Origin of the sequence: Klebsiella sp. BIGb0399 (genome assembly GCF_003752615.1) — a bacterium.
Lineage (GTDB): Bacteria > Pseudomonadota > Gammaproteobacteria > Enterobacterales > Enterobacteriaceae > Klebsiella > Klebsiella lignicola.
The window spans coordinates 2,162,396-2,175,600 of sequence record NZ_RKHT01000005.1 but is presented as its reverse complement, the minus strand read 5'-3'; the positions used below and the strand labels follow the sequence as shown (position 1 = coordinate 2,175,600).

Below are 13,205 nucleotides of genomic sequence, written 5' to 3'. Positions count from 1 at the left end.
TGCGCCAGTTGGCAACTTATTCGCGAGTGCGGTCACATTAATTGATAAACCAGGGGAATCATTTTATTTCCACGCAAACGGTTTCGTCGCGGCTCAGGATTCACTATAATGGCGCCCGTTTCCCCCCTGGCTCATATTGAAAGCTGCGAAGACGAGAGACTTATGATGGAAATTTTGCGTGGTTCACCTGCACTGTCGGCATTTCGAATTAATAAACTGCTGGCACGTTTCCAGGCGGCGAACCTGCCGGTTAGCACTATATATGCAGAGTATGTTCATTTTGCCGATCTGAGCGCGCCGTTAAGCGGCGACGAACGAGAGAGTCTGGCGCGACTGCTCAAGTATGGCCCTGATTTAAAAAGCCATACCCCAACCGGTAAATTACTGCTCGTCACTCCCCGCCCTGGCACCATCTCCCCCTGGTCTTCTAAAGCTACCGATATCGCCCATAACTGCGGCCTGTCGCAGGTTGTGCGCCTTGAGCGCGGCGTGGCGTACTATGTCGAAGCCAGCACTCTGAGCGAAGCGCAGTGGGCCACCGTCGCGAGCGAACTTCACGACCGGATGATGGAAAGCGTCTTTGATGCGCTGGAAGCGGGTGAGCAGCTGTTCGCTCAGCATCAGCCGACGCCGGTCACCAGCGTCGATATGCTGGGTCAGGGTCGTCAGGCGCTGATTGACGCTAACCTCCGTCTGGGGCTGGCGCTGGCGGAAGACGAAATCGACTACCTGTTCGACGCCTTTACCACGCTGGGGCGTAACCCCAACGACATCGAGCTGTATATGTTTGCCCAGGCGAACTCCGAGCACTGTCGTCACAAGATTTTTAACGCCGACTGGGTCATCGATGGCGAACAGCAGCCGAAGTCGCTGTTTAAGATGATCAAAAATACCTTCGAAAAGACGCCGGATTACGTTCTGTCCGCCTATAAAGATAACGCGGCAGTCATGGAAGGTTCTCAGGTAGGGCGCTTCTTCGCCGATCGCGAAAAGGGCCGCTATGACTACCATCAGGAAGACGCACATATCCTGATGAAGGTCGAAACGCACAACCACCCGACGGCCATCTCTCCGTGGCCGGGCGCGGCGACCGGCTCCGGCGGTGAAATCCGTGATGAAGGGGCGACCGGGCGTGGGGCGAAGCCGAAAGCGGGCCTGGTGGGCTTCTCGGTATCGAACCTGCGTATTCCTGGTTTTGAACAGCCGTGGGAAGAAGACTTCGGGAAGCCGGAGCGCATCGTTACCGCGCTGGATATCATGACCGATGGCCCATTAGGCGGCGCGGCGTTTAACAACGAATTTGGTCGTCCGGCGCTGAACGGTTATTTCCGTACCTATGAAGAAAAAGTGACCAGCCACAACGGCGAAGAGCTGCGTGGGTATCATAAGCCGATCATGCTGGCTGGCGGGATCGGTAACATCCGCGGCGAACACGTGCAGAAAGGCGAGATCACCGTGGGTGCGAAACTGATTGTCCTGGGCGGCCCGGCGATGAATATCGGCCTGGGCGGCGGAGCGGCCTCTTCAATGGCTTCCGGTCAGTCCGATGCCGACCTCGACTTTGCCTCGGTACAGCGCGATAACCCGGAAATGGAACGCCGTTGCCAGGAAGTGATCGACCGCTGCTGGCAGCTGGGCGACGACAACCCGATTCTGTTTATCCACGACGTCGGCGCGGGCGGCCTGTCTAACGCCATGCCGGAGCTGGTGAGCGACGGCGGACGCGGTGGTAAATTCCAGCTGCGCGATATCCTCAGCGATGAGCCGGGCATGAGCCCGCTGGAAATCTGGTGTAACGAATCTCAGGAACGCTATGTGCTGGCGGTTGCGCCAGAGCAGCTGCCGCTGTTTGATGAGCTGTGCCGCCGCGAGCGCGCACCTTATGCGGTGATCGGCGAGGCCACCGAAGCGCTGCACCTCAACATGAGCGATTCCCACTTCAACGACCAGCCGATCGACCTGCCGCTGGACGTGCTGCTGGGTAAAACGCCGAAAATGACCCGCGACGTGCAGACCCTGAAAGTCAAAGGCGAAGCGCTGGATCGCCAGCCTATTACCGTGGCTGATGCCGTCAATCGCGTCCTGCATTTACCTGCGGTGGCGGAAAAAACCTTCCTCGTGACCATCGGCGACCGTAGCGTCACCGGCATGGTTGCACGGGATCAGATGGTCGGGCCGTGGCAGATCCCGGTGGCGAACTGCGCGGTGACCACCGCCAGCCTCGATAGCTACTACGGTGAAGCGATGGCTATCGGCGAACGTGCGCCGGTTGCTCTGCTCGACTTTGCCGCTTCTGCCCGCCTGGCGGTGGGTGAAGCGCTGACCAACGTTGCGGCGACGCAAATTGGGGCGTTGAATCGTGTGAAACTCTCCGCTAACTGGATGGCCGCAGCCGGTCACCCGGGTGAAGATGCCGGCCTGTATGAAGCGGTGAAAGCGGTGGGTGAAGAGCTGTGTCCGGCCCTGGGCCTGACGATTCCGGTGGGTAAAGACTCGATGTCGATGAAAACCCGCTGGCAGGAAGGCAGCGAGCAGCGCGAGATGACCTCGCCGCTGTCGCTGGTGATTTCCGCGTTTGCCCGTGTGGAAGATGTCCGTCATACCGTGACGCCGCAGCTCTCCACAGAAGATAACGCCCTGCTGCTGATTGATTTAGGCAAAGGCCACAACGCGCTCGGCGCCACCGCTCTGGCGCAGGTCTATCGTCAGCTGGGTGATGTGCCGGCCGACGTTCGCGATGTTGCCCAACTGAAGGGCTTCTGGGATGCGATGCAGGCGCTGGTAGCGGAACGTAAGCTGCTGGCGTACCACGACCGCTCTGACGGTGGTCTGCTGGTGACCCTGGCCGAGATGGCCTTCACCGGCCACTGTGGCCTGACGGCCGATATCGCCGCGCTGGGCGACGATCGTCTGGCGGCGCTGTTTAACGAAGAGCTGGGCGCGGTGATTCAGGTTCGCGCGGCGGATCGCGAGGCGGTGGAAGCCCTGCTGGCTTCTCATGGTCTGGCAGATTGCGTCCATTACCTGGGCCAGGCGACGGCGGGTGACCGTTTTGTTATCACTGCGGATGACCAGCCGGTGTTCAGCGAAAGCCGCACCACGCTGCGTATGTGGTGGGCAGAAACCACCTGGCAGATGCAGCGTCTGCGCGATAACCCGGAGTGTGCCGATAGCGAACACGAGGCGAAAAGCCGCGATAACGATCCGGGCCTTAACGTTAAGCTCTCCTTCGATATCAGCGAAGATATTGCCGCACCGTATATCGCAACCGGCGCGCGTCCGAAAGTAGCCGTGCTGCGCGAGCAGGGCGTCAACTCGCATGTTGAAATGGCGGCTGGCTTCCATCGCGCGGGCTTTGATGCCATCGATGTGCACATGAGCGACCTGCTGGCCGGCCGTACCGGACTGGCTGATTTCCAGGCGCTGGTGGCCTGCGGCGGCTTCTCTTACGGTGATGTGTTGGGTGCGGGTGAAGGCTGGGCGAAGTCCATCCTGTTCAACGAACGCGTGCGCGATGAGTTTGCCACCTTCTTCCATCGTCCGCAGACCCTGGCACTGGGCGTGTGTAACGGCTGTCAGATGATGTCTAACCTGCGCGAGCTGATCCCGGGGAGCGACCTGTGGCCACGCTTCGTGCGCAACTACTCCGACCGTTTTGAAGCGCGCTTCAGCCTGGTTGAAGTGACGCAAAGCCCGTCTCTGCTGCTGCAGGGGATGGTGGGCTCCATGATGCCGATTGCCGTTTCCCACGGTGAAGGGCAGGTGGAAGTGCGTGACAGTGCGCATCTGGCGCAGCTTGAGAGCAAAGGCCTGGTGGCGCTGCGCTTTGTCGATAACTTCGGTAAGGTGACGGAAAGTTACCCGGCGAACCCGAACGGTTCAGCCAACGGTATCACCGCGGTAACCAGCGAAAGTGGTCGCGCGACGATTATGATGCCGCACCCTGAGCGTGTATTCCGTACCGTTGCCAACTCCTGGCACCCGGAAAACTGGGGCGAAGACAGCCCGTGGATGCGCATCTTCCGCAACGCGCGTAAACAGCTGGGTTAACCGCAGACACGTATTAAGCCCCCGGTTTTGACCGGGGGCTTTTTTATTTGTGATAGTGGTCGCTTTCAGGTGTCGGGGATCGCCGACAAACGCCAGGAAGTGGTGTCGCCAATTAGCGACACTTAAGTAATTGATTTTAAATGATATAGATAAAGCGGCAATAAGGTGTTGCTAAATGACGACACTGTGAATAAAAAACGACCGTATCAGTCAACAGCTAAAAGTATTAAAAATATATTATATTTCATTGTGTTAATAAATTGTTTTGCAATGTGGCACAGTTACTGCATAATAATAACCAGTGGCTCATTCACCTTCTTATGTCAGCCCCTTCGGGACGCGCTACATAAACTTCGAATGACGCACAACAAGGTGCCTGCCGTCCAACTATTGATAATAGCCTAGCTTTATCAGCCATCGGGCGAAACGTCGAGTTAGGCACCGCCTTATTCCTTAACAAAGCCAGGCATCTGCCTGGCTTTGTTATATCTGCGGTACTTCACCTGGCAAGGTCACCCATCGCCTTCCTACAACTTGAACGCATTAGGGTATATATTGTGACCTTCCTGACGACAGCACGGTTGCCAGTACCTGTCACGCTGTGATGTCTTCACCCGGCATCGTTATGAGCTAATCATTGAGACCCCAGGCCTTGAAGCGTATCTCTCTTTTCCCTCGTTCCCTGCGTCAACTGGTCACGCTCTCCTTTGTGCTGATTCTGCTGCCGCTGCTGGTATTAGCCTGGCAGGCCTGGCAGAGCCTGAATGCGCTGAGCGCCCAGGCGGCGCATATCAACCGTACGACGCTGATCGATGCCCGACGCAGCGAAGCGATGGTCAACGCCTCGCTGGAAATGGAGCGTAGCTACCGGCAGTACTGTGTGCTGGACGACCCCACGCTGGCGAAGGTGTATCAGAACCAGCGCAAACGCTACAGCGAAATGCTGGATGCCCATGCCGGCGTACTGCCGGATGAAAAAATCTGGCAGGCGCTGAGCCAGGCGTTAAGCGATCTGGCCCAGCTAAAGTGCAGCAACAGCAGCCCGGATGCCAAATCCGGGGCCAGCCTGGAAGCCTTTGCCGCGGCGAACAGCGAAATGGTGCAGGCCACCCGGACGGTGGTGTACTCACGCGGACAACAGCTGCAGCAGGAGATTGCTGAACGCGGGCAGTTCTTCGGCTGGCAGGCGCTGGTGCTGTTTTTGCTGAGCCTGGCGTTGGTCCTGCTGTTCACCCGCATGATTATCGGTCCGGTAAAAGGGATCGAGAGGATGATTAACCGGCTGGGGGAAGGGAAGTCGCTGGACAACGCGGCACTGTTTACCGGCCCGCGCGAGCTACGTTCCGTCGGGGAGCGCATTATCTGGCTGAGCGAACGCCTGGCATGGCTGGAATCGCAGCGCCATCAGTTTTTGCGCCATCTCTCCCACGAGCTGAAAACGCCGCTCGCCAGCATGCGCGAGGGGACCGAGCTGTTGGCAGACCGCGTGGCCGGGCCGTTGACCGCTGAGCAGCAGGAGATTGTCGAAATTCTGGATAGCAGCAGCCGCAATCTGCAAAAACTGATTGAGCAACTGCTTGATTACAACCGCAAACAGGCGGATGGCCCGGTCCCGCGTGAGCGCGTGAATCTGGCAGAGCTGGTTGAAAACGTTGTGGCAGCCCACAGTTTGCCCGCCCGGGCTAAAATGATGCATACCGAGATTCAGCTAGAGGAACGGACCTGTCTGGCGGACCCGGCATTATTCATCAGCGTGCTGGATAATCTCTATTCCAATGCGGTGCACTATGGGTCTGAATCCGGTAACATTCGTCTCCATAGTTACCGGCATGGCGAGCAGGTTCGTATTGACGTGATCAACAGCGGCGAACCGATTCCGCCTGCGGAAAAAAACATGATTTTCGAGCCGTTTTATCAGGGAAGTCATCAGCGTAAAGGGGCGGTGAAGGGAAGCGGTCTGGGACTGAGTATTGCCCGGGACTGCGTCCGACAAATGCAGGGAGAACTGAGCCTGGAAGAGGATGAACCCGGGTATATCTGTTTTCGCATCACGCTGCCCGCCGCTGAGTCGGGAAAAACCAACACATGAATCAACAACGGGTGAATATGTCCCACTTTTTCGCAGTGGTTCGTGCTGTCAAAGGACGCTTGCTGTGCGGCATCGCATGTCTGGCGCTGACGGGATGTTCCGCTTCTTTTTCGCCGCACACGGCAAATGACAAAGCGCAACCTGAACTGCCGCAGCATCAGGTTGCGGATTTTCTCGCGGTCGATTGTGCCGACATCTGGTCGCTGAAGAGCGAGGCCAGCGATAAAAACCCGCTGTACTGGCTACGCGGGATTGATTGTGCCGACCGTCTGGCGCCGGTGCAGGCGCGGGCTGAAGCCCGGCTTCACGGCGATAATAACTGGCAGGACGCGTTTAAGCGCGGGATCCTGCTGGCGGATGCCAAAATCACCCCCAACGAGCGCCGCGACGTGGTGTCTCGCCTGAATACCTACAGCGCGCACATTGCGGTGCAGGTGCGTCCTCTGTATCAGCTGTGGCTCGATGGCCAGAACCGCCAGCTTCAGCTGGTAGAAGAGCGTGCGCGCTATGCGAAGCTGCAACAGTCCAGCGATGCCGAACTAGAGGCGCTGCGCCTCCAGCAAGAGCAGCTGCGCAGCCAACTGGAGCTGACAACACGCAAGCTGGAAAACCTGACCGATATCGAACGTCAGCTCTCCAGTCGCAAACCTGGCGGCAATTTTAATACCGACGGCAGTCACGGAAGCGATAAAGTACCGGAGGTGATCCATGACGATCCGTAAACCCGCCCATTTGCTGCTGGTGGATGACGATCCTGGCCTGTTAAAGCTGCTGGGTATGCGCTTAACCAGCGAAGGATACAGCGTGGTCACCGCCGAAAGCGGCCCTGAGGCGCTGCGAATCCTGGCCCGCGATAAAGTCGAACTGGTGGTTAGCGACCTGCGCATGGATGAGATGGACGGCCTGCAGCTGTTCAGCGAAATTCAGAAAGTACAGCCGGGGCTGCCGGTTATCATCCTCACCGCCCACGGTTCGATTCCCGATGCGGTCGCCGCCACCCAGCAAGGGGTATTTGGTTTTCTGACCAAGCCGGTGGACAAAGACGCGCTGTATAAAGCCATCGATGATGCACTTGAGCAAAGCGCGCCGGTCACGGATGAGCGCTGGCGCCAGGCGATTGTTACCCGCAGTCCGCTGATGCAGCGCCTGCTGGAGCAGGCCGGGATGGTGGCGCAGTCGGACGTCAGCGTGCTGATTAACGGCCAGAGCGGTACCGGGAAAGAGATCGTCGCCCAGGCGATTCATAACGCCAGTCCGCGCCACGACAAACCTTTTGTCGCCATCAACTGTGGGGCATTGCCGGAACAGCTGCTGGAGTCCGAGCTGTTTGGCCATGCGCGCGGAGCTTTTACCGGCGCGGTCAGCAACCGGGAAGGGCTGTTCCAGGCCGCGGAAGGCGGGACGCTGTTCCTCGATGAGATCGGCGATATGCCGGTGGCGCTCCAGGTCAAGCTGCTGCGGGTGTTGCAGGAGCGGAAAGTGCGCCCGCTGGGCAGCAACCGCGATATCGATATCGATGTGCGGATTATCTCGGCGACCCACCGCGATCTGCCAAAAGCGATGGCGCGCGGCGAGTTTCGTGAAGACCTGTTTTACCGCCTGAACGTGGTGAATCTGAAGATCCCGCCGCTGGCCGAGCGTGCTGAAGATATTCCGCTGCTGGCGAACCACCTGCTGCGTCAGTCTGCCGATCGGCATAAGCCGTTTGTCCGCGCCTTTTCCACCGATGCGATGAAACGGCTGATGGCGGCCAAGTGGCCCGGTAACGTGCGCCAGCTGGTGAACGTGATTGAGCAGTGTGTCGCGTTGACGACCTCACCGGTGATCGGCGATGCGCTGGTGGAGCAGGCGCTGGAAGGGGAAAACACCGCGTTGCCAACCTTCGTTGAAGCGCGTAATCAGTTTGAGCTGAACTATCTGCGCAAATTACTGCAAATTACCAAAGGTAACGTCACCCACGCCGCCAGAATGGCGGGGCGTAACCGCACTGAATTTTATAAGTTGCTGTCGCGCCATGAGCTCGACGCCAACGACTTTAAAGAGTAGCTCCGCAACATAACGCAAGCTATGATACGGTAAGCAACCGGTTACGCGACAAAGACAGGAACACCATGAAAAAGATTGATGCGATTATTAAACCTTTCAAACTGGATGACGTGCGTGAAGCGCTGGCCGAAGTCGGCATCACCGGGATGACGGTAACGGAAGTGAAGGGCTTTGGCCGTCAGAAAGGCCACACCGAGCTGTACCGCGGTGCAGAGTACATGGTGGATTTTTTGCCGAAAGTGAAAATTGAAATTGTGGTCACTGACGATATCGTCGATACCTGTGTGGATACCATTATCCGCACCGCCCAGACCGGTAAAATCGGTGATGGTAAAATCTTCGTCTTCGACGTGGCCCGCGTGATTCGTATTCGTACCGGCGAAGAAGACGACGCCGCGATTTAAATGTAAGACCGCATAGATCTGTAGCCCCGGTAGGTTCGCGCCACCGGGGCTACTTTGTTTTATCGGCTTACAGCACCTTGTGCGGGCCGAAACACTCGTAGTGAATGTTCTCGCCGCTCACGCCCAACGCCACCAGCTGCTTCGCGGCAAACTGCATAAACACCACCGGCCCACAGAGATAATACTGCATCTGCGGATCGCGCAGCGCATCGGCCAGCCCGGACAATTCCATCAGACCTTCGCTATTAAAGCGCGCTGCCTGACGGTCGGCGGCGGTCGGCGTGCGATACCAGACGTGGGAACGAAACGCCGGCAGGGTCGCACCCAGGGCGGCAACTTCATCGGCAAACGCGTGAACGTCGCCATTTTCCGCCGCGTGGAGCCAGTTAACCTGGGCGGCATGCTGCGTTTTCGCCAGCGTTTCGAGCATCGCCAGCATCGGCGTCTGACCAACCCCGCCGGAGATAAGCGTTACCGGTGTTTGCGCCGTAACGTCGAGGAAGAAGTCACCTGCCGGTGCCGCCAGATGTACGATATCCCCTTCCTGCGCCGCAGCGTGCAGCCAGTTTGAAACCTGGCCGCCGTTTTCACGCTTCACCGCGATGCGGTAGCTTTTGCCATTTGGCTTGCGGGTCAGCGAGTACTGGCGAATTTCCTGATATTCAAACCCTTCCGGCTTCAGCCAGATAGCCAGGTACTGGCCCGGCTGGTAATCGGCGACCGGCTGGCCATCTACCGGCTCCAGGTCGAAGCTGGTAATCAGGGCACTGCGCGGGGCTTTGCGGGTAATGCGGAACGCTCGGGTGCCTTCCCAGCCGCCGGTTTTGCTGGCGTTTTGCTGGTAGATTTCCGCTTCACGGTTGATAAAGACGTTCGCCAGTACGCCATAGGCTTTTCCCCATGCGTCAAGCACCTCCTGGCCCGGGCTGAACAGCTCGTCGAGCGTCGCCAGCAGGTGAGCGCCCACGATGTTGTACTGTTCCGGTTTGATCTGGAAGCTGGTGTGTTTCTGCGCGATTTTCTCGACCGCCGGCAGCAGGGCAGGCAGGTTCTCGATGTTGCTGGCGTAGGCCGCGATCGCATTAAACAGCGCTTCACGCTGATCGCCGTTGCGCTGGTTGCTCATGTTGAAGATCTCTTTGAGCTCCGGATTATGCGCGAACATGCGATCGTAAAAATGGGCGGTCAGCTTAGGGCCGGTTTCGACGAGCAGGGGGATCGTGGCTTTGACGGTAGCGATGGTTTGAGCGTCGAGCATAGCAGCTTCCTTAAGAGTTATTTAAATGATGTATTTTATATGCATCTTATAAAAATAACCCTGCAATGTAAATGGTTCTTTAACACTTTTCCCTGTAGTGGTAACAACATGAATTATTTGCATCACAAACCTGAAAAGAAATCTGTTGATAATCGTGGAGTCGTTGTTGCTCAAAGCCTTGTCTCATGCGGAGCCAATCGTTTGCGTAAAATCCTTTGTCAAGACCTGTTATCACAGAACGATTCAGTTATACTGTGGGCCGTTGCCCGAAAAGGCCCCCCTTTTAGAGCTGTAATCTATTGTTAGCTGAGCAGGAGATGCGGATGTTAAAGCGTGAAATGAACATTGCCGATTATGATGCCGAACTGTGGCAGGCTATGGAGCAGGAAAAAGTACGTCAGGAAGAGCACATCGAACTGATCGCCTCCGAGAACTACACCAGCCCGCGCGTCATGCAGGCGCAGGGTTCTCAGCTGACCAACAAATATGCCGAAGGCTATCCGGGCAAGCGCTACTACGGCGGTTGTGAATACGTTGATATCGTTGAGCAACTGGCTATCGATCGTGCAAAAGAGCTGTTCGGCGCGGATTATGCCAACGTACAGCCGCACTCTGGTTCTCAGGCTAACTTTGCGGTCTACACCGCGCTGCTGCAGCCGGGCGATACCGTTCTGGGTATGAACCTGGCACAAGGCGGTCACCTGACTCACGGCTCCCCGGTAAACTTCTCCGGTAAGCTGTACAACATCATTCCTTACGGTATCGATGAGTCCGGTAAAATTGACTACGAAGATATGGCTAAGCAGGCTCAGGAACACAAACCGAAGATGATCATCGGTGGTTTCTCTGCTTACTCCGGTATCGTTGACTGGGCAAAAATGCGTGAAATCGCTGACAGCATCGGCGCCTATCTGTTCGTCGATATGGCTCACGTTGCTGGTCTGATCGCTGCAGACGTGTACCCGAACCCCGTTCCGCATGCTCACGTTGTGACCACCACCACTCACAAAACCCTGGCGGGTCCGCGCGGCGGCCTGATCCTGGCGAAGGGTGGTAGCGAAGAACTGTACAAAAAACTGAACTCTGCCGTCTTCCCAAGCGCGCAGGGCGGCCCGCTGATGCACGTTATCGCGGGTAAAGCTGTCGCACTGAAAGAAGCGATGGAGCCTGAGTTCAAAGTTTATCAGCAGCAGGTTGCTAAGAACGCGAAAGCGATGGTTGAAGTGTTCCTGAACCGTGGCTACAAAGTGGTTTCCGGCGGTACTGAAAACCACTTGTTCCTGCTGGATCTGGTCGACAAAAACCTGACCGGTAAAGAAGCTGACGCCGCTCTGGGCCGCGCCAACATCACCGTCAACAAAAACAGCGTACCGAACGATCCGAAGAGCCCGTTTGTGACTTCCGGTATCCGTATTGGTTCTCCGGCCGTGACTCGCCGTGGCTTTAAAGAAGCGGAAGTCAAAGAGCTGGCTGGCTGGATGTGTGATGTGCTGGACAACATCAATGACGAAGCGGTCATTGAGCGCGTGAAGGGCAAAGTGCTGGACGTCTGTGCACGCTTCCCGGTTTACGCATAACGTTTAGCGACGCAAGCTAAAGAAAAAGGCCGCAAATGCGGCCTTTTTTACGTCTGGCGATCGCTGCTTAACGACGGTCGAGGGAGAGCGACCCCGGCCCGGTGATGGCCAGCAGCAGGAAGGCTCCGGCAATACTGACGTTTTTGTAGAAGTTAATCATGTTAGGTAAGACCGCATCCCCGGTCATGTCCCAGTAATGGTGACCAATGACGGCGGTGCCGAGGGTGTAAAAAATAAAAATAACCGCCAGCGGACGGGTGAAGAAGCCGAGGATAATCAGGATGGCTGCCGGAACCTCCATCACGATGGCGATAATCGCCGACAGCGTCGGGAGCGGAGCGCCGGAGGACGCCATGTACTGTACCGTGCCGCTAAAGCCCATCAGTTTGGGATAGCCAAACAGAATAAACAGCAGCACCACCGCAATACGGGCGATCAACAGCAACACGGGGCGGGAAGCACCAAAATCAAAATAGCGTAGTGTGTTCATAATCAATCCGTTGTGAAGATGAGTCTTATAAACGTAATACACCGTTTGGCGATCTGCCACATGCCGCATGCGTTCAGCGCAATGCCTGCAGTTGCTCCTCCACATACAGATAACCGATACCGAGCAGTTGCTGCTGGCGACTCAGCCGGCCAAAGCCAATCTGGGTGGCGTGCGTCCGGGGGGAATCACCATGGTCGAAGGGATTAAATCCGGTTTGTTTGACGATAGTGTTTAACCACGTCTCGCCAAAAGCGCAGCTGCGGCCATAGAGCCAGATTTGATTAATATTTAAAATATTCAGAAAGTTATAAAGGCTTAAACCAATGGCGTTGGCGGCGCTGTCGGCCCAGGCGCGAATATGCATATCGCCTGCTCTCCAGGCGTTCATTAGCGACTCGGTCGTGATGTTCTCCGGCGAGAGCCCGGCGTCAGGCTGCGTTTTTAACCACGTCCGCGCCTGTTTCTTCAGCGCGCTGAGCGATGCCACCGTTTCCAGGCAGCCGTATCGGCCACAATCGCAGGCCATGCCGTCAGGATTAACGATCGTATGGCCGATTTGTCCGCTGCCGTAGAGGCTGCCGCGCCATACCTGATCGTTGATCACAAATGATGAGCCGATACCGTAATCGACGTTAATCACGCAAAAATCCAGGGGGTGCCCATCGTTCTGCCACTTTTCCGCCAGCGCCAGCATCACGCAGTCGTTGTCGACCATGACCCGAACCTTGAGCTTCTCTTCCAGCAGGTATTTTAATTCCACCGGCGTTTTCCAGCGCGCCTGGGGCATGGTTTGCGAAACCCCGGTCACCGGATCGACCTGCCCATGCACCCCCAGCGCGAGATTGATGCGCGACTGCGGATACTGACGATGGACTTCCTGCCAGCAACCGGCAATGGCCGCAAGCAGCGCCTGCGGCGTGGGAGCATCGATATGCACGTGCTGGAGAGGGCCGGTGGCCAGCAAACGCGCGTCGGCAAGCTGATATTCAATGCTGGTGGGCGTGATGTTCATGCATAGCGTCCAGGCGCCGTGCTGCGGGATCTGAAAACTTCCACTATTGACGCCCCGGTTGCTCATCTTTTCGCTGGAGTGGCTAATCAGTCCATCGCTAAGCAGTTCGTCGAGAATATTGCTCACCGCCGGGATAGATAAACCGCTGAGCTGAGAAAGCTGCGATTTGCTGAGCTGCTTCGCCCGCCAGAGGTGGGAAAGAAAAACAGATTTATTGGCCTGCCTGACCCGGGCGTTATTGAAACCGGTCCGCTGCATACACTTAACTCCCTTAACTAT

The 13,205-nt window shown here is 57.0% G+C and carries 9 protein-coding genes; 6 read left to right on the top strand and 3 right to left on the bottom strand.

Translation table 11 applies throughout. The annotated features are described in order from the left end of the window. Window positions 1-162 precede the first annotated feature (162 nt). The 5 genes from purL (at window position 163) to glnB (ending at window position 8,589) form a co-directional block, all read left to right on the top strand. Window positions 163-4,050 (top strand): phosphoribosylformylglycinamidine synthase, encoded by a 3,888-nt coding sequence (gene purL, locus EDF82_RS10485; protein ID WP_123755538.1) that lies wholly within the window; start codon window positions 163-165, stop codon window positions 4,048-4,050. 652 nt (window positions 4,051-4,702) lie between these two features. After that, window positions 4,703-6,139 carry a HAMP domain-containing sensor histidine kinase gene (locus EDF82_RS10480; protein ID WP_123755402.1) on the top strand — a complete coding sequence of 479 codons (1,437 nt, stop codon included), beginning with the start codon at window positions 4,703-4,705 and terminating at the stop codon, window positions 6,137-6,139. 17 nt (window positions 6,140-6,156) lie between these two features. After that, entirely contained in the window at window positions 6,157-6,861 is a 705-nt protein-coding gene (gene qseG, locus EDF82_RS10475; protein ID WP_187043014.1) for a two-component system QseEF-associated lipoprotein QseG, read from the top strand. Continuing rightward, complete coding sequence (glrR, locus tag EDF82_RS10470; RefSeq protein WP_123755400.1) at window positions 6,848-8,185, top strand: two-component system response regulator GlrR; 1,338 nt, start codon at window positions 6,848-6,850, stop codon at window positions 8,183-8,185. Before qseG ends, glrR begins: the two co-directional genes overlap by 14 nt. Before the next feature lie 65 nt (window positions 8,186-8,250). Continuing rightward, window positions 8,251-8,589 carry a nitrogen regulatory protein P-II gene (gene glnB, locus EDF82_RS10465; protein WP_002914032.1) on the top strand — a complete coding sequence of 113 codons (339 nt, stop codon included), beginning with the start codon at window positions 8,251-8,253 and terminating at the stop codon, window positions 8,587-8,589. A 67-nt stretch (window positions 8,590-8,656) separates the two neighbouring features. Here glnB and hmpA read toward each other — a convergent pair whose 3' ends face one another. Then, window positions 8,657-9,847 carry an NO-inducible flavohemoprotein gene (hmpA, locus tag EDF82_RS10460; protein WP_123755399.1) on the bottom strand — a complete coding sequence of 397 codons (1,191 nt, stop codon included), beginning with the start codon at window positions 9,845-9,847 and terminating at the stop codon, window positions 8,657-8,659. A gap of 323 nt (window positions 9,848-10,170) precedes the next feature. Between hmpA and glyA the strand changes: the two genes are divergently transcribed. Beyond that, on the top strand, window positions 10,171-11,424 hold the full coding sequence (gene glyA, locus EDF82_RS10455) for a serine hydroxymethyltransferase (protein ID WP_123755398.1): 1,254 nt from the start codon (window positions 10,171-10,173) through the stop codon (window positions 11,422-11,424). Between the two features lie 67 nt (window positions 11,425-11,491). On the opposite strand, the gene EDF82_RS10450 is transcribed toward glyA, so the two are convergent. Both EDF82_RS10450 and EDF82_RS10445 read right to left on the bottom strand, forming a co-directional pair. Then, window positions 11,492-11,914 carry a DoxX family protein gene (locus EDF82_RS10450; protein ID WP_123755397.1) on the bottom strand — a complete coding sequence of 141 codons (423 nt, stop codon included), beginning with the start codon at window positions 11,912-11,914 and terminating at the stop codon, window positions 11,492-11,494. 73 nt (window positions 11,915-11,987) lie between these two features. Continuing rightward, window positions 11,988-13,184, bottom strand: a complete 1,197-nt coding sequence (locus tag EDF82_RS10445) for an ROK family transcriptional regulator (RefSeq protein ID WP_123755396.1) — start codon at window positions 13,182-13,184, stop codon at window positions 11,988-11,990. Window positions 13,185-13,205 lie beyond the last annotated feature (21 nt).

Excerpts from the sequence above, each read along its gene's own strand:
- glyA (WP_123755398.1), top strand. The coding sequence starts at position 10,171 with ATGTTAAAGCGTGAAATGAACATTGCCGATTATGATGCCGAACTGTGG.
- EDF82_RS10450 (WP_123755397.1), bottom strand. The coding sequence starts at position 11,914 with ATGAACACACTACGCTATTTTGATTTTGGTGCTTCCCGCCCCGTGTTG.
- purL (WP_123755538.1), top strand. The coding sequence starts at position 163 with ATGATGGAAATTTTGCGTGGTTCACCTGCACTGTCGGCATTTCGAATT.
- hmpA (WP_123755399.1), bottom strand. The coding sequence starts at position 9,847 with ATGCTCGACGCTCAAACCATCGCTACCGTCAAAGCCACGATCCCCCTG.
- glnB (WP_002914032.1), top strand. The coding sequence starts at position 8,251 with ATGAAAAAGATTGATGCGATTATTAAACCTTTCAAACTGGATGACGTG.
- qseG (WP_187043014.1), top strand. The coding sequence starts at position 6,157 with ATGTCCCACTTTTTCGCAGTGGTTCGTGCTGTCAAAGGACGCTTGCTG.
- glrR (WP_123755400.1), top strand. The coding sequence starts at position 6,848 with ATGACGATCCGTAAACCCGCCCATTTGCTGCTGGTGGATGACGATCCT.
- EDF82_RS10445 (WP_123755396.1), bottom strand. The coding sequence starts at position 13,184 with ATGCAGCGGACCGGTTTCAATAACGCCCGGGTCAGGCAGGCCAATAAA.